The sequence below is a fragment of the Streptomyces sp. NBC_01257 genome (genome assembly GCF_035917255.1).
Taxonomy (GTDB): domain Bacteria; phylum Actinomycetota; class Actinomycetes; order Streptomycetales; family Streptomycetaceae; genus Streptomyces.
The window spans coordinates 7,139,366-7,157,113 of the sequence record NZ_CP108472.1 but is presented as its reverse complement, the minus strand read 5'-3'; the positions used below and the strand labels follow the sequence as shown (position 1 = coordinate 7,157,113).

The 17,748-nt window shown below is 71.7% G+C and carries 15 protein-coding genes; 10 read left to right on the top strand and 5 right to left on the bottom strand.

The window, feature by feature from the left end; all coding sequences use genetic code 11:
• The first annotated feature begins 161 nt into the window (after positions 1 to 161).
• Positions 162 to 2,609 carry a GTPase-associated protein 1-related protein gene (locus OG408_RS31200; protein WP_326673186.1) on the top strand — a complete coding sequence of 816 codons (2,448 nt, stop codon included), beginning with the start codon at positions 162 to 164 and terminating at the stop codon, positions 2,607 to 2,609.
• 116 nt (positions 2,610 to 2,725) lie between these two features.
• Positions 2,726 to 3,187: a hypothetical protein gene (locus OG408_RS31195; protein ID WP_266784173.1), complete on the top strand. Its 462-nt coding sequence runs from the start codon at positions 2,726 to 2,728 to the stop codon at positions 3,185 to 3,187.
• Positions 3,188 to 3,220: 33 nt separating this feature from the next.
• Here OG408_RS31195 and msrB read toward each other — a convergent pair whose 3' ends face one another.
• From msrB to OG408_RS31175, 4 genes are all read right to left on the bottom strand, one after another.
• Positions 3,221 to 3,625, bottom strand: coding sequence for a peptide-methionine (R)-S-oxide reductase MsrB (gene msrB, locus OG408_RS31190; protein ID WP_285566299.1), 405 nt, complete (start codon positions 3,623 to 3,625; stop codon positions 3,221 to 3,223).
• Positions 3,626 to 3,635: 10 nt separating this feature from the next.
• Positions 3,636 to 5,030, bottom strand: a complete 1,395-nt coding sequence (gene murC / locus OG408_RS31185) for a UDP-N-acetylmuramate--L-alanine ligase (RefSeq protein ID WP_285566297.1) — start codon at positions 5,028 to 5,030, stop codon at positions 3,636 to 3,638.
• Between the two features lie 40 nt (positions 5,031 to 5,070).
• Positions 5,071 to 5,523, bottom strand: a complete 453-nt coding sequence (locus tag OG408_RS31180) for an indole-3-glycerol phosphate synthase (RefSeq protein WP_266784167.1) — start codon at positions 5,521 to 5,523, stop codon at positions 5,071 to 5,073.
• 149 nt (positions 5,524 to 5,672) lie between these two features.
• A complete protein-coding gene (locus OG408_RS31175; protein ID WP_326673184.1) occupies positions 5,673 to 6,437 on the bottom strand; it encodes a pyrimidine reductase family protein in 765 nt (254 codons plus the stop codon).
• 36 nt (positions 6,438 to 6,473) lie between these two features.
• On the opposite strand from OG408_RS31175, the gene zapE reads away from it, so the two are divergent.
• From zapE to OG408_RS31160, 3 genes are all read left to right on the top strand, one after another.
• A complete protein-coding gene (gene zapE, locus OG408_RS31170; protein WP_285566292.1) occupies positions 6,474 to 7,568 on the top strand; it encodes a cell division protein ZapE in 1,095 nt (364 codons plus the stop codon).
• Positions 7,569 to 7,652: 84 nt separating this feature from the next.
• A complete protein-coding gene (locus OG408_RS31165) occupies positions 7,653 to 8,078 on the top strand; it encodes an OsmC family protein (RefSeq protein WP_266784161.1) in 426 nt (141 codons plus the stop codon).
• A gap of 266 nt (positions 8,079 to 8,344) precedes the next feature.
• The gene (locus OG408_RS31160) at positions 8,345 to 9,718 is read left to right on the top strand and encodes an alkaline phosphatase PhoX (RefSeq protein ID WP_266784159.1); all 1,374 of its coding nucleotides are present in this window, start codon (positions 8,345 to 8,347) and stop codon (positions 9,716 to 9,718) included.
• A gap of 54 nt (positions 9,719 to 9,772) precedes the next feature.
• Here OG408_RS31160 and OG408_RS31155 read toward each other — a convergent pair whose 3' ends face one another.
• A complete protein-coding gene (locus OG408_RS31155) occupies positions 9,773 to 10,915 on the bottom strand; it encodes a mandelate racemase/muconate lactonizing enzyme family protein (RefSeq protein ID WP_266784157.1) in 1,143 nt (380 codons plus the stop codon).
• Between the two features lie 189 nt (positions 10,916 to 11,104).
• On the opposite strand from OG408_RS31155, the gene OG408_RS31150 reads away from it, so the two are divergent.
• The 5 genes from OG408_RS31150 (at position 11,105) to OG408_RS31130 (ending at position 17,748) form a co-directional block, all read left to right on the top strand.
• A complete protein-coding gene (locus tag OG408_RS31150) occupies positions 11,105 to 12,088 on the top strand; it encodes a LacI family DNA-binding transcriptional regulator (protein ID WP_266784155.1) in 984 nt (327 codons plus the stop codon).
• Positions 12,089 to 12,179: 91 nt separating this feature from the next.
• The gene (locus OG408_RS31145) at positions 12,180 to 13,559 is read left to right on the top strand and encodes an ABC transporter substrate-binding protein (protein WP_266784153.1); all 1,380 of its coding nucleotides are present in this window, start codon (positions 12,180 to 12,182) and stop codon (positions 13,557 to 13,559) included.
• A 6-nt stretch (positions 13,560 to 13,565) separates the two neighbouring features.
• Complete coding sequence (locus OG408_RS31140; RefSeq protein ID WP_285566287.1) at positions 13,566 to 14,522, top strand: carbohydrate ABC transporter permease; 957 nt, start codon at positions 13,566 to 13,568, stop codon at positions 14,520 to 14,522.
• Entirely contained in the window at positions 14,519 to 15,397 is an 879-nt protein-coding gene (locus OG408_RS31135; protein ID WP_266784149.1) for a carbohydrate ABC transporter permease, read from the top strand. The genes OG408_RS31140 and OG408_RS31135 overlap by 4 nt, the downstream gene beginning before the upstream one ends.
• A 56-nt stretch (positions 15,398 to 15,453) precedes the next feature.
• On the top strand, positions 15,454 to 17,748 hold the full coding sequence (locus OG408_RS31130; protein WP_326673182.1) for a hypothetical protein: 2,295 nt from the start codon (positions 15,454 to 15,456) through the stop codon (positions 17,746 to 17,748).

Sequence of the window (17,748 nt, the reverse complement as noted above, 5' to 3'; positions counted from 1 at the left end):
TTCTCGCCGCAGCGGTGGGCCGGTCCTTGATAGCGTCGCCCCAGCGACTGCGGAACTCTCCCCGCCGGGGTCGTCGCTCTGCCGGGACGGCGCTGCCACCACGGGACGGCAAGCGCGGGTGGCAGGGGGACATTCACGGCAGGGACGAAGAGAGCCGACGCATGAGCCTCGCGCAGTTGCACTACACCTCCGCAACCGACGGGGACGTTCCCGACACCGGCGAGGCGGAACCGATACGGGGCCGTTTCAGCGCAGTTGACGCCGCGATACCCGCGTCCGTCCTCACCGAGGCCGGACCGCTCCTGGCGTACGAACCCCCGGCCGGCACCGCGTCCCGGCTCTCGGACGCCGCGCTGCGCGCCCTGCCCGAGGCCTTCAGCTTCAGTGTGCTCTCCGACGGCAGTCATCTGCTGGCCCGGACCGTCGCGGTCCGCCCCGCCCCGGACTCCTCCATCGGCTTCCACGCGCACGCGGTCCACATCCCGGCCGGAAACCGGCTGCCCGGCGGTGCGCTCCCCGTCACCGCCTGCCGCTCCGCCCGCTGGGCCGCCGCCACCCCGGACCGTACGACGCCCGGCCCGCTGGCCGCGCTTCCCGCCACCGGCCATGCCCGCGACCGCGAGGGGCTCAACGACTTCGCCGTCTCCCGCGGCCCCTGGCTCGCGGGGGTCCTGGCCGATCTGCGCCGGCTGAGCGGGGCGGACGCCTCCGGCCGGGTCGTGCTCGTCGAGCGGCAGAGCGACGACGTGGCCCGGTGGATCGCGCTGGCGTGCGTCGCCCTCCCCGCCGAGTCGGCCGAGCGGCTGACGTTCACCACCTACACCCGCCACCCGGAGCGGGCCCCGCAGCAGATCATCGGAGTGCTGTCGCAGGACGCGCCCGAGCTGACGGACCCCGCTTTCCGTGTGCACACCTGCACCGGTCCGCGCCCCGAAGGGACCGTGGACGACGCCTGGGCCGAGACGGCCGCCCGGATATGGCGGAGCCGGGCCCCCGAGCTGTTCCGGGAGGCCGCCGACCTGCCGGGGGAGCCGCTCGCCGCGGGCCCGCTGGCGGTCACGGCGCTGTGCGCGGGCGTCGCCCTGGGGCCGAACGAGCGTGCCGCCGCGGCCGGCTGGGCCGCCGAGCGGCCCTACGCGCTGGACGCCAAGCGGACCCGGCAGCTGGTCGAGGCGCTGACCGCGCCCGGGGTCGACGACCGCACCGGGCCCGAGTTCGACGCCGCGGGGCGGCTGTTCGCCGCACTCGACGGCCGCTCCCCCGCGGCGACCACGGCGCCGCTGGCCGCGATGCTGGTCACCGAGGCGGTGCGCGGCGGCAACGGCTCCGTGGAACTGCCGGGCCGCACCGCGTTCAGCGGTCCGGAGGGCGCGGCCGTCGCCGCGGTCCTCGGTCCGGAGACCGTCACCGAGCTGAGCGGCGCGGGCGCCGGCCAGGACGTGGCCCGGACGGTGCAGCTGCTGCGGGTGGCCCGGCTGCTCGACGTGGACTGTGCGGAACTGCTGCCCTCGGTCGTGCGCCGGCTCGCGCCCGCTCTGCTGGCGGACGCCGACGGCGAGCCCCGCTGGGCGCCCGCGCTGCTGGAGCTGATGGACGAGCAGTTCGACGTCCGTACGGCTCTGCTCGGTGCGCTGGACGCCATCGCTCCGCAGGACCCGGCGGGGGTGGAGCGGCTGCTGGGGCGGGTGCCGCTGCCGTTCACCGGCACTCAGCTGCTGCCGCACCTGCGGATGTGCGCCGAGGCGCCGGAGGCCAAGGCCGGGTGCGGCCAGGACCGGGTGGGCGCGGTGCACCGGGTGCTGCGGGCCGCCGGGATGTCGCCGTTCGCGGAGCCGCTGGTGCTGCGGACGGCCGTGGGGCTGGTGTGGGAGGAGGGCGGGATGACGGCGGCCGAGGCCCGGATGCTGCTGGAGGCCGCCACCTCGGACGCCCACCGGACGGCCGGCACCTGGTCGTACCTGGTCGCCGCGGCGCTCGGCGCCCCCGCCGGCGACGAGGACGCACCCGCGCTGGCGCACGACCTGCTGCGGGGATTCCCGCAGCAGATCGGCGGGCGGGAGCGCGCGGCGCTGCTGCTGCTGGACTTCGCGCGCGAGATACGCACCGACGCGGCGGCCCCGGAGTGGGCGGAACGGGCCCGGGCGCTGCGCAAGGACGCCGAGCCGGTGGAACCGGACGTGCTCGGGCACGCCTTCGGGGCCCTCGCCGAGCGGCTGCTCGCACCGGACCGGCCGGAGGCCGAGCTGTACGCCCTCGTGCACAGCGGTGACCCGGATCTCGTGGCTGCGTACGACCGGGCGGCGCGCGGCCCCGGTGTCCGGTCCAGGCTGGCGGCCGAGCCGGCCTACGCCGCGGACTGCTTCGCCGTCTGGACCGCCCATCCGCACGCGGGTGCGGAGTGGAGCAGGACGTCCGCCGCCCTGCTGACGGAGGTGCTGCGCCCCGCGGTGCGGACGTTCTCCGCCGACGAGGTCGCGGCGGTGGAGGAGGCCGTGGGGCGCTCGGGCAGCAGTGGCCGGGCGGAGGCATTCCGCGACTGGAACCGCCGGGGCCAGGGCACCCTGGGGCGGCTGGGCCGGCGGATCGCGGGCCGGGTGCGCCGGATCTGAACGGCCGCGGGCCCTCCCGTGCGTGTCGTCGGTGGTGCGGTGTGCCGGGTACCTTTGGTGTCTACTGATCTCGTGGGCCTCCTGGCGGGCTGCGTGACACCCAGGAGGAACGACAGATGACGACGAACCGCGGCCGCAAGGACGTGATCCGCGACCGGATGGCGGCGACCGGTGAGTCGTACAACGTGGCCGCCCGCAATCTCAAGGCGATGAAGGACATGGGTGCCACGCGTGAGGCCGTCCTCACGCAGCGCTGGCGCCCGGCGGAATCCTTCGACGTGCCGTGCCCCTGTGGCGGCACCTGCGAGCCCGGCGAGACGTGCGGGCGGTGCCACGCCCGGCACCGGCACGTGGCGCGGTACCCGGGGAGCACCACCGAGGTGGAGACGTGGGTGGACCGCTACGAGTGCACCGGCTGCTCCGCCGCGTACACGCTGACCGTGGAGCTCGCGGGGCGGCCCTGGGGTGTCGCGGAGACCGTGATCCAGGGCGGTTCGGCCGAGTCGGTCGTGCGGGCCCGGGTCTTCCCCGGTGTGGTGCACCCGCTGCTGAAGCCCGAGACGCCGGAAGAGGACTGACGCGGCGCGTCAGTCCTCTTCGGGGGCCGGTTCTCAGGCCTCGGGGGTCAGCCGCAGCGAGATCGAGTTGATGCAGTACCGCTGGTCCGTCGGGGTCGGGTAGCCCTCGCCCTCGAAGACGTGGCCCAGGTGCGAGCCGCAGCGTGCGCAGCGGACCTCGGTGCGGACCATGCCGTGGCTGCGGTCCTGGATCAGTTCGACCGCGTCGGTGTCCTTCGGGTCGTAGAAGGACGGCCAGCCGCAGTGCGACTCGAACTTGGTGTCGGAGCGGAACAGCTCCGCGTCACAGGCGCGGCAGGAGTAGACGCCCGTGGTCTTGGTGTCGGTGTACTCGCCGACGAAGGCGGGCTCGGTGCCGGCCTTGCGCAGGACCGCGTACTCGGCGGGGGACAGTTCCTCCCGCCACTGCTCGTCCGGCTTCTCGATGTCGTACGGCACGGTGGCTCCCTCAGCTCGACAGGTGGTCCAGGATCTGCGGGCCGAGGTCCGTGACGTCGCCCGCCCCCATGGTGAGAACGAGATCGCCGGGCTTCGCCATTCCCGCGATGACCTCGGGCACCGTCGCCTTGTCGTGCACGGCGGTGACGTCGGCGCCCGCGGTCCGCGCGGCGTCGATGATCAGGGTGCTGGTGATGCCGGGGATCGGGTCCTCGCGGGCCGGGTAGATGTCCAGGACCACGGAGGCGTCGGCCAGCGCGAGGGCCTGGCCCATCTCGGTGCCGAGCTCCTGGGTGCGGGAGAAGAGGTGGGGCTGGAAGACGACCAGGATCCGGGCGTCGCTCGCGGCCCCGCGCATCGCTTCGAGATCGGCGGTCATCTCGGTGGGGTGGTGGGCGTAGCTGTCGATGACCTGGACGCCCGCGGCCTCGCCCTTGAGCTGGAGGCGGCGCTTGACCCCGGTGTACTTGCCGAGGGCGGAGGCGAGGTTGTGGGCGGGGATGCCGAGGGCGACGCCCGCGGCGAGGGCGGCCACCGCGTTCAGCGCGTAGTGGCGGCCGGGGACCGAGACGGTGAAGGTGAGGTACTTCCCGTTCAGTACGACGGTGACCTCGCTGGTCAGACCGCGCGGGGTGATCTTGTGGACGCGGACGTCCGCGTCCTCGGACTCGCCGTAGGTGACGATCTTGAGCGTGGACAGGTCGCGCACCCGGCGGGTCAGCTCGACGGCGCCGGACTGGTCGGCGGAGATCACCAGGGTGCCGTCGGGGACGATCTTGCCGGTGAAGGTCTCGAAGGAGTCGTAGATCTCGTCCATCGAGGCGTAGTTCGCGTGGTGGTCCAGCTCGACGTTGAGGACGATCGCGACCTCGGGGTCGTACTTCTGGAAGCTCCGGTCGCTCTCGTCGGCCTCGGCGACGAAGATCGCGCCCTCGCCGTGCGTGGCGTTGGTGCCGGGGCCCGCCAGGTCGCCGCCGATCGCGTACGAGGGGTCGAGGCCCAGCTCGGTCAGGGCGACGGCCAGCATCGACGTGGTGGTCGTCTTGCCGTGGGTGCCCGCGACGGCGATGGAGCGCAGTCCCCGCATCAGGGAGGCGAGGGCGTCGGAGCGGTGCACGACGGGGACCGAGAGCTCCCCGGCGCGCACCAGCTCCGGATTGTCGCCGCGGATGGCGCTGGAGACGACCACGCAGGTGGCGTCGTCGGCGAGGTGTCCGGCGGCGTGTCCGATGTGGACGGTCGCGCCCAGCGCACGCAGCGCCCCGGCCGTGGCGGACTCCTTGGAGTCACTGCCCGCGACCTTCGCACCGCGCTGGGTGAGGATCTTCGCGATGCCCGACATTCCGGCGCCGCCGATGCCGATGAAGTGCGGCCGTTCCATGGCGGCAGGAATACCGGGTGCCATGCGTGTGTCTCCCAGGGTGGTACGGGTAGGGGCTCCCAGCCTATTCGCTGTGCGCGAAGAGCTTGAGCACCGGTACGCCGACCTTGTGCCGGGCGCGGGACGCCCAGTCGCGGTGGAAGAACTCCTCGACGTAGTGCGGGGCGGTCAGGACGATGACCTCGTCGGCCTCCGCCTCCTCGACGACGGACGTGAGCTTGTCCAGGGGGTGGTCCTCGATCACCTGTCCGACGGCTTCGGAGCCCGCCTGGCGCAGCGCCTCCAGGGACACCTCCAGCGCGAGTTCGGCGGACTGTCTGGCGTTCTTGCCCTCGGGCTCCTCGCTCTCGCGGGCCGCTTCCTTCAGTTCGCCCATCGCCAGGTCGTCGATGGCCCGCAACAGCACATCCGCCTGGTCACCACGCGGCTGCATCAGCACGACGAAGGAGATCTGCTCCTCCCCGTGCAGGGTGGTGACGAACTCGACGTCCTCGGAAGTGAGGGGCTTCTCGATCATCAAAACGCTGGTGAACACCACAGGCGCCCTTCTGCTTCAGTGACCGTCACCGGTCGCTGCTGAAACCATCCTTCCCCGTGCTCGCACGGGGTCTGCGAGATCCATTCTGCCCACCGAACGCTAACCGGAACGGAATATTCCGCCGATTGTCAGATCCGACGGTACCGAGAGAAGAGGAACCCGGCCTCCTCCAGCAGCGAGGCCAGGGCGAATCGTTCCGGCACGGCGACCGAAGGGCCCCCCGCGATCCGCTGCGCGTCGCCCGCCGTCAGCACGGGCGCCAGGGTCAGGCACATCTCGTCCAGCACCCCCGCCGCCACGAACTGGCCGAGCAACCGGGGCCCGCCCTCCGTCAGCAGCCGCCGGTGCCCGCGTCCGGCCAGCTCCCGCACCGCCCGGGCGGGATCCACCCGGGACCCCTCCCCCGCGATCACCACCTCGGCACCCGCCTTCCGGGCGGTCGCGATCCGGTCGGGCGGCGCGCCCGCGCCGGTCAGGACCAGGGTCGGGACCAGCGGCGAGGTGAACAGCGGGAGCGAGAAGTCCAGGTCCAGGCTGCCGCTCACCACGGCGATCGCCGGCGCGGGCCCCTGTCCGGCGGCCTCCCGCCGGGCGGCGAAGGCCTCCCGGGCGCGCGCGGGCCGGTAGCCCTCCAGACGTACCGTCTCCGCGCCCGCGATCACCACGTCGGCCAGCCCGCGCAGCGTCCCGAAGATCCGCATGTCGCTCTCGCAGGAGATCGGCTGCGAGCGTCCGTCGTGCTGGGCCGCGCCGTCCAGGGTCGACACCATGTTGGCGCGCAGCCACGGGCCGCCCGTCTCGGGATAGGCGTAGGCCTCGGCGAGGGCGTCCAGACTCCACTCGCCACGGTCGTCGGCCGCTGTCAGGTCGGTCACAGGGAACAGGCGTCGCATGTCAGGCAGTCTGGCACGGCCGTAAGCTAGACAGTTGTGTCCTCCTCCACCGCCGTGCCGGGGTCCCGCCCCATAGCCGAAACGGCCCCGCTGTCCCTGTGCGCCCTCGAGCCGCGCGTCCCCGCCGACCGGCTGGTCGCCGAGATGGTGCCGCCGCCGCGCTTCGACTCGGTGCGTTTCGACACCTACGTCCCCGACCCCGCCCAGCCGAGCCAGATCGAGGCCGTCAAGGTGCTCGACGCCTTCGCGGCCGGGCTCGGCGGGGCGCACGCGACGGGGACGGGCAAGCGCAAGTGGTTCGGCGGCAAGAAGCCCGCGGCACCCAGCGGCCCGCGCGGCGTCTATCTCGACGGCGGCTACGGCGTCGGCAAGACCCATCTCCTGGCCTCGCTCTGGCACGCCACGCCCGCCGCGCCCTCGCTGAAGGCGTTCGGCACCTTCGTGGAGCTGACGAACCTGGTGGGCGCGCTGGGCTTCCAGCAGACCGTGCAGACGCTGAGCGGGCACCGGCTGCTGTGCATCGACGAGTTCGAGCTCGACGACCCGGGCGACACCGTGCTGGTCTCCTCGCTGCTGAGCCGGCTGGTCGAGGCGGGCGTGGCGCTCGCCGCGACCTCCAACACGCTGCCCGGCAAGCTCGGTGAGGGCCGGTTCGCCGCGGCCGACTTCCTCCGGGAGATCCAGGGGCTGTCCTCGCACTTCCGCCCGCTGCGCATCGACGGCGAGGACTACCGCCACCGCGGGCTGCCCGACGCCCCGCCGCCGTACTCCGACGAGCAGGTCACCAGGGCCGCGTACGCGACCGAGGGCGCGAGCCTGGACGACTTCCCCGCGCTCCTGGAGCACCTGGCCCGCGTCCACCCGAGCCGGTACGGCGCGCTGACGGACGGCGTCCGGGCGGTGTGCCTGACCGAGGTGCAGCCGGTGCCCGACCAGTCGACCGCGCTGCGGCTCGTGGTGCTCGCGGACCGGCTGTACGACCGGGAGGTGCCGGTGCTCGCCTCCGGGATGCCGTTCGACCGGCTGTTCAGCGAGGAGATGCTGAACGGCGGGTACCGGAAGAAGTACTTCCGGGCAATCTCCCGGCTGACGGCGCTGGCGCGCGACGCAAAGGGACTGGTGGCGCAGTAGGTTCGGGGACGTACCACCGGCGGGACACGACGAAGTGGCCCGCCTCCCCCGTAGAACCGCGCATTCCGTTTGAAGGGAACCAGCATGGCTACCACGCGTCAGGCGCACACGGTCTGGGAAGGCAACCTGCTCGAGGGCAAGGGTGTCGTCACCCTCGACTCCTCCGGGATCGGGGAGTACCCGGTCTCCTGGCCGTCCCGCGCGGAGAAGGCGAACGGCAAGACCAGCCCGGAGGAGCTCATCGCCGCGGCACACTCCAGCTGCTTCTCGATGGCGCTCTCCAACGGTCTCGCCACGGCCGGCACCCCGCCCACCCGGCTGAACACCCAGGCCGAGGTCACCTTCCAGCCGGGCACCGGCATCACCGGGATCCACCTCACCGTCGAGGGCGAGGTGCCCGGTCTCGACGAGGCGGGCTTCGTCAAGGCGGCCGAGGACGCGAAGGCGAACTGCCCGGTCAGCCAGGCGCTGACGGGCACGACGATCACGCTCAGCGCCTCGCTCGCCTGATCGTTCCGCGCTCACCCACTGTCCCCGGGCCGGCACCTGCCCGCCCGGGGACAGTGCTGTCCGCTGCGGCCGCTCCGGCCGTCCGGTCCCGGTCCGGCGCCCGGGGATGCACTCCCCGTCCCGGGGTCCGCGCAGCGTCCGCCTCCGCCCCGGAGCGTCGGGCCGGGACCGGACACTCCGGCGTGACAACGTTCACCGGAGGCCTCGAACGGGCAGGCCTGCTTTTGACGAAGCCATGTCACCTGTCCGCCAACAGGGAGTTGCTCATGTCAACCGCACCTCGACGTTCCGCGACACGCCGACAAGTCCTGGCCACGGGCGGCGCCGCCGTCTCGATCGCCTTCACCGGGGCCTTCTCCGAACTCTTCGCGGGCACCGCCGCCGCCCGGGGCCACGCGGGCTACGGCCCGCTGGTGCCCGACCCGGACGGGCTCCTCGACCTCCCCAAGGGCTTCCGCTACCGGGTGCTGTCCCGGGAGGGCGACCCGCTCCGCTCCGGCGAGGGCCCGGTGCCCAGCCACTGCGACGGCATGGCCGCCTTCGCGGGCCGGCGCGGCCACGTCCGGCTGGTACGCAACCACGAGAACCGGGTCGACGCCGCGATCCCCGTACCGACCGTCGAGGGGCTCACCTACGACCCGATGGGCAAGGGCGGCTGTACGGCCCTGGAGCTCGACGGCCGCAACAAGGTCCTCGGCGAACGCGTCGCCATCGCCGGGACCGCGGTCAACTGCGCCGGTGGGCGCACCCCTTGGGACACCTGGCTGACCTGCGAGGAGACCGAGGACAAGGCCGGCACCAACGGCTACACCAAGGACCACGGCTTCATCTTCGAGGTGGACGGCGCCGATCCGCACCGCACCGGCGCGGTGCCGCTGACCGCGATGGGCCGCTTCCAGCACGAGGCGATCGCGATCGACCCGCGCAGCGGCGTCGTGTACGAGACGGAGGACGCGTTCGAGAAGCCGTTCGGGCTCTTCTACCGCTTCCTGCCCGAGAAGCCGCTCGGCGGCACGGGCTCGCTGCGGGCCGGCGGCCGGCTGGAGGCCATGCGGGTGCCGGGTGTGCCCGACCTCTCCGCGGTCCAGGAGACCGGAACGGTCTTCGAGGGAATCGAGTGGGTCCCCGTACCGGATCCGCTGGCCGCCGGAACGGCCATCCGCTTCCAGGACTTCGGGCCGAAGGGCGTCACCCACGGCCAGAAGCTGGAGGGCTGCTACTGGGGCGGCTCCTCGGTGTACTTCGTCTCCAGCTTCGCGCACAGCGCGGAGGGGTCGGCGGCCGACCACTTCGGACAGGTGTGGCGCTACGAGCCGAAGCGGCGCCGGCTGACGCTGGTCATCGCCTTCGGTCCGGACACGGACATCCAGCTTCCCGGCGAGTCCCCGGACAACATCTGTCTGGCCTCCGACGGCGGGCTCATGGTGTGCGAGGACGGCGGCGGGGCACAGCACGTGTTCGGTCTGACGCGGCGCGGCGAGGTGTACGCGATGGCGCGCGGCCGGCAGAACACCGGGACGGACGAGGAGCCGGAGTGGGGTGAGTTCGCCGGGGTCACGTTCGCGCCGGACCAGGGGACGATGTTCGTCAACTGCTACACGCCGGGGACGACGTTCGCGGTGACGGGCCCCTGGCGCTGACCGGCTGAGCGACCGGGGCGGCGGACGGTCCGGCCGTCACCGCCCCGGCGCCCCCTACCAGTTGGTGAACGCCCCGTCCGACGTGCGCAGATGGGGGCGCTCGGCCGCGGTCGCCCGGTACGCGCGAGCCTCGTCGCGGTCGATGTCGACCCCGATGCCCGGCAGTTCGCTGAGCTCGATCCGTCCGGGCACGACCACCGGGCGGTGGGTGAAGAGCGCGGCGATGTCCGGTTCGGGGTCGGTCTGGTGCTCCTGGACCGCCACGTTCGGGCAGGCCAGGTTGAGCTGGAGCGAGGAGGCCGCGGTGACCGGGCCGAGCGGGTTGTGGGTGGCGAGCTTGATGTGGTGGGCCTCCGCCATGGCCGCGATCTTCCTCGCCTCGGTCAGACCGGCGGCGACGCCCACGTCGACCCGGGCGTAGTCGATGAGCTCGCCCTCGATCAGGGGCCTGAACTCCCATTTGGATCCGTACTGTTCACCCGCGGCCAGCGGGACGCCGGTGCGCGCCCGCAGCATCCGGTAGCTGTCGGGGTTCTCGCAGCGCAGCGGGTCCTCCACGAAGTACGGGCGGGCCGCCTCGATCTCCCGGCACAGGGTCAGCGCCTCGGGCGGGTCGAGCCGGGTGTGGACGTCCAGGATGAGCTCCACCTCGTGGCCCACCGCGTCCCGGACCTGGTGGAAGAGTTCGACGGTGTCGCGCAGGCAGCGGCGGGCGTCCAGCACGTCGTCGGCGTCGTGCGGTGCGGCGAAGCGCAGATGGCGCCAGCCGGACCGGACGAGGTCGCGGCAGCGGTCGAGGAACCACTCCCGGTCGTGGTACCCGTCGCCGACGTGCACATAGGCGGGTACGTGGTCGCGGACCCGGCCGCCGAGGAGTTCGTGCACCGGTACGCCGAGCGCCTTGCCCCGGATGTCCCACAGGGCCACGTCCACGGCGGCGATGGCGGCGCCGAGTATCCGGTCGGCGGGGAAGAAGCCGCGGCGGAACATCACCTGCCACAAGTGCTCGATGCGCCGCGGATCCTCACCGGTGATCAGCTCGGCCAGGTGGGCGAGCCCGCCCGCGACCGCCTGCTGCCGGGATCTGATGCCGACCTCGCCCAGGCCGTGGATGCCTTCGTCGGTGTCGACCACCACGAGCATCATGCTGTCGCCGTGGTCGGGCAGCGTCAGCACTTCCAGGCCGGTGATCTTCATGCCACTCCTCGATGAAAACGTTCCCGCAATTTCATGGCTGTTGATGAAAACGCATCATCGGCATCGATGCCGCCCGGGCACAAGCCCCTTGCGCACAGCAGATTTTCCTGGTGGAAACACTCTTGACACGTCCGGGAACGTTCGCAAGGATCCACCGCATCCAGCAGGGATCAGGCGAGGAGGCCGGCTGTGGCAGTCACAATCCGGGAGGTGGCGAGCGCCGCGGGCGTCTCGGTGTCGACGGTGTCCCGTGCGTTCACCGCACCCGACCAGGTCCAGCCGAAGACGCGGCAGCGCATCCTGGACGCCGCGGCCAGGCTGGGCTACTCCCCCAACCCGGCGGCGCGCAGCCTGCGGGGCGGCGGCACGGGGACGCTCGGGCTGATCGTCCCGGACATCGCCAACCCGTTCTTCCCGCCGATCGTCAAGGCGATGCAGGCCCGCGCCCGGCGGCTGGGGTACACGGTGCTGGTCGCCGACAGCGACGAGCGCGAGGCCGATGAGCTGGAGGCGATCGCGGCGGTGTCCAAGCGGGTCGACGGCCTGGTGCTGTGGGCCTCCACGCTCACCGAGGACCGGCTGCGGGAGCTGTCGGACCGGATGCCGGTGGTGGTCGTGAACCGCCATGTGCCCGGCATTCCCGAGGTACGGATCTCCCTGTCGGCCGGAATCGCGCAGACCGTCGAGCATCTGCGCGCCTACGGCCACCGCCGCTGCGTGTTCATCAACGCCTCGCGCGCCGAGCTCAGCCGCGGCAAGTCCATCCAGGAGTCCTTCGAGGCCCTGGACCTCTCACTGGTCGAACTCGGCCCGTACGAACCGCGGTTCGAGACCGGGGTGCACGCGGCCACGCTCGTCGGCGCGCACGGCGCCACGGCGGTGATCGCCCACAACGACCTGGTCGCCCTCGGCGTGCTGCACCAGTTGTCGAACCTGGGCATCAGCGTGCCGGGGGACGTCAGCGTCGTCGGGATCGACGACACCCTGCTGGCCTCCGTCTCCACCCCGGGCCTGACCACCATCAGGATCGACCCCGAGGAGATCGCCACCCGGGCCGGCGACCTGCTCATCGAGACGATCGCCGGCCGCCCGGGCGGCGGCGAAGCGCCCTGCGTGGAGATCGGCTCCCGCCTGGTCCCGCGCGCCTCCACGGGCCCCGCACCCACGCACTGAGCCGCCGCCCCCGCGCGTACGGACCTCTCCGCGTTCCCCGAGCTCCTCCCGAGCCCTCTCCCTACCCTCTCCTGCCTTCCTTGGAGCAGAAATGTCCAGAACCTCCCGACGTGCGGCCGTACTCGGCTGCATAGCAGTGGCCGTGACCCTCACCGGCTGTTCCTCCGTCACCCCGGGCAGGGCCGGCTCGGGCGGAGACCTCGTCCTGCGCGTCCAGGGCATGCCCCCGGCCACCGACAAGCCGGGCCTGGCCCTGTTCAAGCAGCAGGTCGCCGACTTCGAGAAGGCCAACCCGGGGATCAAGGTCAAGGGGTCCACCACCGTCTTCGACCCGCTGACCTTCTCCGCCAAACTGTCCGGCGGCAGCGTGGAGGACGTCATCAAGGTGCCGCTGACCGAGCCCCAGCGGCTCATCCAGCAGAAGCAGGTGCAGCCGATCACCGGGCAGCTCCAGACCTGGGACCACTTCAAGGAGTTCAACCCGCAGGTCCTCCAGCCCGTCAGCGACAGCTCCGGCGACGTCTTCGGCGTACCGCAGAATCCGTACGCCCAGGGCCTCGTCTACAACCGGGACCTCTTCGAGAAGGCCGGTCTCGATCCCGACAAGCCGCCGACGACGTGGGAGGAGGTCCGGGCGGCCGCGAAGAGGATCAGCGAGAAGACCGGCAAGGCGGGCTTCGTCCACGAGTCGAAGGACAACCAGGGCGGCTGGCAGCTGACCATGCTGGCGTACGCCTTCGGCGGCGAGCTGGAGAAGCAGCAGGGCGGCACGTACACCGCGACCCTCACCGGCCCGGAGACGAAGAAGGCGCTCAGCCTGCTGAAGGACATGCGCTGGAAGGACGACTCGCTCGGCCGGAACCTGCTCAACAACCAGAACGACGTCGTCAAGCAGTTCGCGGCCGGGCAGGTCGGGATGTTCATGGGGAGCCCGGGAACGTTCCGGCTCGCCAAGATGCAGTTCGGCATGGAGAATCCCGACGCCTTCGGGGTCGGCGCCATGCCGCAGTCCGGCGGCAACGCCACGCTGACCGGCGGCGACATCTACATGGTCCCGAAGTCGGCCGACAAGAAGCACGCGGCCGCCGCGGTCAAGTGGCTGACGTTCGCGTACGCCCAGCCGCAGTACAGCACCGAGATCGCCGCGCAGCAGGCCAAGGCGCTGGCCGCCGACCCCAAGTCCGCGGTCGGCGTGCCGACCCTGCCGGTCTTCGACGCAGGGCGGCAGAAGCAGATCGACGCGGCGGTCAGGCCGTACGCCAACGTGAAGCAGGAGAACTTCCGGCCGTACACCGAAGGGCTGGCGAAGCTCGACCTCAAGCCCGAGCCGCCGTACCAGGCGCAGCAGCTCTACACGGCGCTCGACTCGGTCGTCCAGTCGGTGCTCACCAAGCGCGGCGCCGATGTCGACGCCCTTCTGGCCGCGGCCGAGAAGGACGTCAACACCAAGCTCTCCGCCGGCCAGAAGTAGCCCGCCATGAGCCTGCTCACCCCTTCCCGGCGCACCGCCGCCGTACACAAGGAGCCGCGGCCACCGGACGCGGACCGGCGGACCGGCCCGCGCGGCGGGGCGCTGCGCAAGCAGTTCACCGCCTGGCTGTTCCTGGTCCCGACGCTGCTGGTCTTCGGGCTCTTCGCCTGGTGGCCGATCGTCCGCAGCCTGCTGATCAGCTTCCAGCGGACCAATCTCGTCGACCCCGCCGTCTGGGTGGGCCTCGACAACTTCCGGGCGGTCTTCGACGATCCGCTGCTGGGGACCGCCGTCGGCAACACCCTGCTCTTCGTCGGCCTCGGCCTGCTGATCGGCTTCCCCGCGCCCCTCTTCCTGGCCGCCGTCATGTCGACGGTGCGGCGCGGCGCCGGAGTGTTCCGCTTCCTCGTCTATCTGCCCGTGGTCATTCCGCCGGTGGTGGCGATCCTGCTGTGGAAGTGGTTCTACGACCCGGGCAGCGGGCTCTTCAACAGCGCCCTGGGGACCATCGGCCTCGGCCCGTACTCCTGGCTGGAGTCCTCCGACAGCGCGATGCTGTCCCTGGTCCTGGAGGCCACGTGGGCGGGCATGGGCGGCGCCGTGCTGATCTATCTCGCGGCCATGGTCGGCATCCCGGGTGAGCTGTACGAGGCCGCCGAGATGGACGGGGCCGGGATCCGGCGGCGGCTCTGGCACATCATGCTTCCGCAACTGCGTCCGGTCATCGGTCTGCTGCTGCTCGTGCAGCTGATCAACACGGTGCAGGTCTTCACCGAGCCGTACGTCTTCACCGGCGGCGGCCCGGAGAACTCCACCCTGACCGTGCTGCTGCTGATCTTCCGGTACGCCTTCCAGGACGGCGCGTACGGCCAGGCGGCCGCGCTCTCCTTCCTGATGGTGCTCGCCCTCGCCCTGCTCTCCGCGGTCTATCTGCGGGCCACCCGCAGCTGGAGCAAGTCATGACCTCCCTCACCACCTTCGTCTCCGTCAACGACCGGCAGCGGCCCGGCGCCCGGGCGGCCGTGCGCTCTATCCAGGTCCTCACGCTCCTCCTGCTGCTGCTCATCGGCATCGGACCGCTCTACTGGATGGTCAAGGGCGCGGTGTCGCCGCCGACCGAGCTGACGACGCACCCCCTCGCCCTGTGGCCTGACCGGCCGCTGCCGGGCAACTTCACCACCGCGTACAAGGACCTCGGGGTCGGTCACTACCTGATGAACACCCTCCTGGTGGTGGGCGGTTCATGGCTGGTCCAGCTGTTCGTCTCGGCCACCGCCGGCTTCGCGCTGTCGGTGCTGCGGCCCCGGTTCGGGAAGGTGGTCTACGGGGCGATCCTCGCGACGATGTTCGTGCCGTACACCGTGAACATGGTCAGCCTCTTCATGACCGTGATCGACGTGCCGTTCCTCCACCTCAACCTCGGTGACACCTACTGGGCGATCTGGCTGCCCGCGGGGACGAACGCCTTCACGGTGCTGCTCGCCAAGCAGTTCTTCGACGCGCTGCCCCGGGAGCTCTTCGACGCGGCCCGGGTGGACGGCGTCAGCACCCGCCAGCTGCTGACGAAGATCGTGCTGCCGATGAGCCGGCCGGTGCTCGCCGTGATCAGCCTGCTGGCGGTCATGCACAGCTGGAAGGACTTCATCTGGCCGCTGGTCGCGATCACGGACCCCGAGAAGCAGCCGATCAGCGTCGCGCTCGCGCAGCTCGCCACCCAGGCGCCGCAGGACCAGCTCATCGCCGCGATGGTGCTCGCCGTCGCGCCGCCCGTCATCGTCTTCGCCGTCTGCCAGAAGTACATCGTCGCCGGACTGGGCTTCACCGGCGTCAAGGGCTGACTCCCAGCCCGCCCTCTCACTGCACTTCCTCTTCGGGACAAGAGAAAGGCACTGCCATGTCAGTCGCACGCCGCAGATTCCTGCAGGGCACAGCCGTCGCCGCGGGCACGGCCCTCATCCCGGCGGGGGCCGCGTACGCCGCGGACCCCGTCACCCTCACCGCCGAGGGCATCACGCTCGTCGGCCGGAGCGACGGGAGTGTGCTGCTCCAGGACGCCGCCGGCACCGACCGCCTGCTGCTCACCCATTTCATGATCAAGGACAGTGTGCTGGGCCAGCAGCGCACCTTCGGCGGCACCCCGGCGCGGATCACGCTGCCCGACGGGCGCCCCGCCCTGCGGATCACGTACGTCCTGGGCGGCGGCGCCCCCGGCATCACCGTGACCGGCACCTTCGACGTCACCGCGCACAAGGCGCACCTGAAGTGGGAGGTCGGCGGCTCCACCACGCTGACACCGACCGGCTTCCTGTTCGCCCGCGCCGCCCAGGGCACCGGCGCGACGGAGTCGTACGAAGCACTGACCACCTGGGAGAAGGACCCGCGGGGCGGCATCCCGTACGAGGTCAACGCGGGCGCCGTCTACACCGACACCTGGCCGGACGCCACCGCCTTCGTCTGCCTGTCCGCCACCACCCCCTCCTACACCAACGCCACCTGGGTGCACGCCCCCGGCACCCCGACCGGCACGACCACCGCCGTCACCGAGGCCGACATCGTGCTCGGCACCATGCGGCCGCGCGGTGCGGGGGCCCTCGCGAAGCGCCGGCCCCTGGGCATCGAGGTCTGGACCGACCAGCCGTTCAACCTGTACAAGGCCGCCGGGCAGACCATGACGCTCAAGACGCAGGTGGTCAACGGGGCGGCCGCCGACCGGGCGGTGACCCTGAACTGGTGGGCGCGCGACTTCGCCGGCACCCGGATCGCCGGCGGCACGGTCTCCCGTACGGTGGCCGCCGGGACGGCGTGGGACGCCGCCTTCACGGTCACCTCCCCGTCGCAGGGCATCGTCTTCACGGAGGTGGAGGCCGTGGCGGGCAGCGACACGGCGTTCGCCCGCACCAACCTCACCGTCCTGCCGGACTTCGCCTACCAGGCGGGCGAGGAGTCGATGTTCGGCATCGCCAACTACCCCTGGCTGCTGAAGCCGAGCCAGGACGCGGTCCTCGGGCTGATGAAGACGCTGGGCATCAAGCGGGTCCGCAACGCCTACGCCGGTGCGCCCGGCATCGACATCGCGACCCTCGACGCCCACGGCATCGGGCACAACGTCGAGCTCAGCTCCATCCCCCTCGGCGGCACCGCCGAGCAGATCGCGGCCTGGGCCGACACCAACGTCGCCAAGGCCATCGACTCGAAGGCCCCGTACTTCGAGGTCGCCAACGAGGTCAACACCCCCTGGATGTCGGGCCGGGGCGCCGATGTGTACGTCAGGGACGGTCTGCGCCAGGTCACCGACCGGCTGACCGCCGCCGGTTCGACGATGAAGGTCATGAACGCCGGCCTCGGCGGCATGGACCACGTCTGGACCACGAACTTCCACGCAGCCGGCGGCTGGGACCTCATCGACGCCTTCGCCATCCACCCGGGCCGCGGCAACTTCACCGCCGACTACGCCCCGCCGGTGGAGGAGTGGACGCTGGGGTCGACCGGTTCGTACTGGAACTTCCTCGGGGCGGTGCGCAAGGCCAGGGAGATCGTCGACACGTACGGCGGGAACAAGGAGTTGTGGCTCAGCGAGGCGTACGCGCCCACGAAGCCCAACTCCTGGTGGCACGACACCTACCGGCACGCCGCCGAGAACGTGCTGCTCTCGCTCGCACTGGCCAAGTCCGAAGGGGTGCGCGGCGTCAACTGGTACCAGCTGCACGACTCCGTCATCAGCCACCCGCAGTCGGCCGACCCCACCAACGTCGAGTACCACACCGGCCTGATGAACCGCGACACCAGTGCCAAGCCCTCGCTGCTCGCGTACGCGACCGCCGCCCGCGTCCTGGACCGGGCCACCTACGTCCGCCCGCTCGTCTTCGCGGACCCCGACGTCAAGGGCCTCCTCTTCACCACGCCGGACCGCGGCCCGGTGTCGTTCCTGTGGAGCCGCAAGGACGGCTACGTCCTCAACGCCGACCACGGCGACGACGCCTGGTACGCGTCCCCCGATCCCTGGACCGAGACCTGGACGACGAAGACCGAGGTCGTCGCCCACTCCGGCGCGGTCGCGGGCACCGTGACCGTACTGAACTGCATCGGGCAGGAGAGCACGCTCACCGCCGCCGGCGGAAAGGTCACCCTCACGCTCGACGGCGGCCCGCGCATCTTCTACGGACTCGCCGCCAACCCCGACTGGAAGTAG

Coding starts and splice junctions, on each gene's coding strand:
- OG408_RS31165 (WP_266784161.1), top strand. CDS start 7,653: ATGGCTACCACGCGTCAGGCGCACACGGTCTGGGAAGGCAACCTGCTC.
- OG408_RS31195 (WP_266784173.1), top strand. CDS start 2,726: ATGACGACGAACCGCGGCCGCAAGGACGTGATCCGCGACCGGATGGCG.
- murC (WP_285566297.1), bottom strand. CDS start 5,030: ATGGCACCCGGTATTCCTGCCGCCATGGAACGGCCGCACTTCATCGGC.
- OG408_RS31200 (WP_326673186.1), top strand. CDS start 162: ATGAGCCTCGCGCAGTTGCACTACACCTCCGCAACCGACGGGGACGTT.
- OG408_RS31155 (WP_266784157.1), bottom strand. CDS start 10,915: ATGAAGATCACCGGCCTGGAAGTGCTGACGCTGCCCGACCACGGCGAC.
- OG408_RS31130 (WP_326673182.1), top strand. CDS start 15,454: ATGTCAGTCGCACGCCGCAGATTCCTGCAGGGCACAGCCGTCGCCGCG.
- OG408_RS31140 (WP_285566287.1), top strand. CDS start 13,566: ATGAGCCTGCTCACCCCTTCCCGGCGCACCGCCGCCGTACACAAGGAG.
- OG408_RS31145 (WP_266784153.1), top strand. CDS start 12,180: ATGTCCAGAACCTCCCGACGTGCGGCCGTACTCGGCTGCATAGCAGTG.
- OG408_RS31135 (WP_266784149.1), top strand. CDS start 14,519: ATGACCTCCCTCACCACCTTCGTCTCCGTCAACGACCGGCAGCGGCCC.
- OG408_RS31160 (WP_266784159.1), top strand. CDS start 8,345: ATGTCAACCGCACCTCGACGTTCCGCGACACGCCGACAAGTCCTGGCC.
- OG408_RS31180 (WP_266784167.1), bottom strand. CDS start 5,523: ATGATCGAGAAGCCCCTCACTTCCGAGGACGTCGAGTTCGTCACCACC.
- OG408_RS31175 (WP_326673184.1), bottom strand. CDS start 6,437: ATGCGACGCCTGTTCCCTGTGACCGACCTGACAGCGGCCGACGACCGT.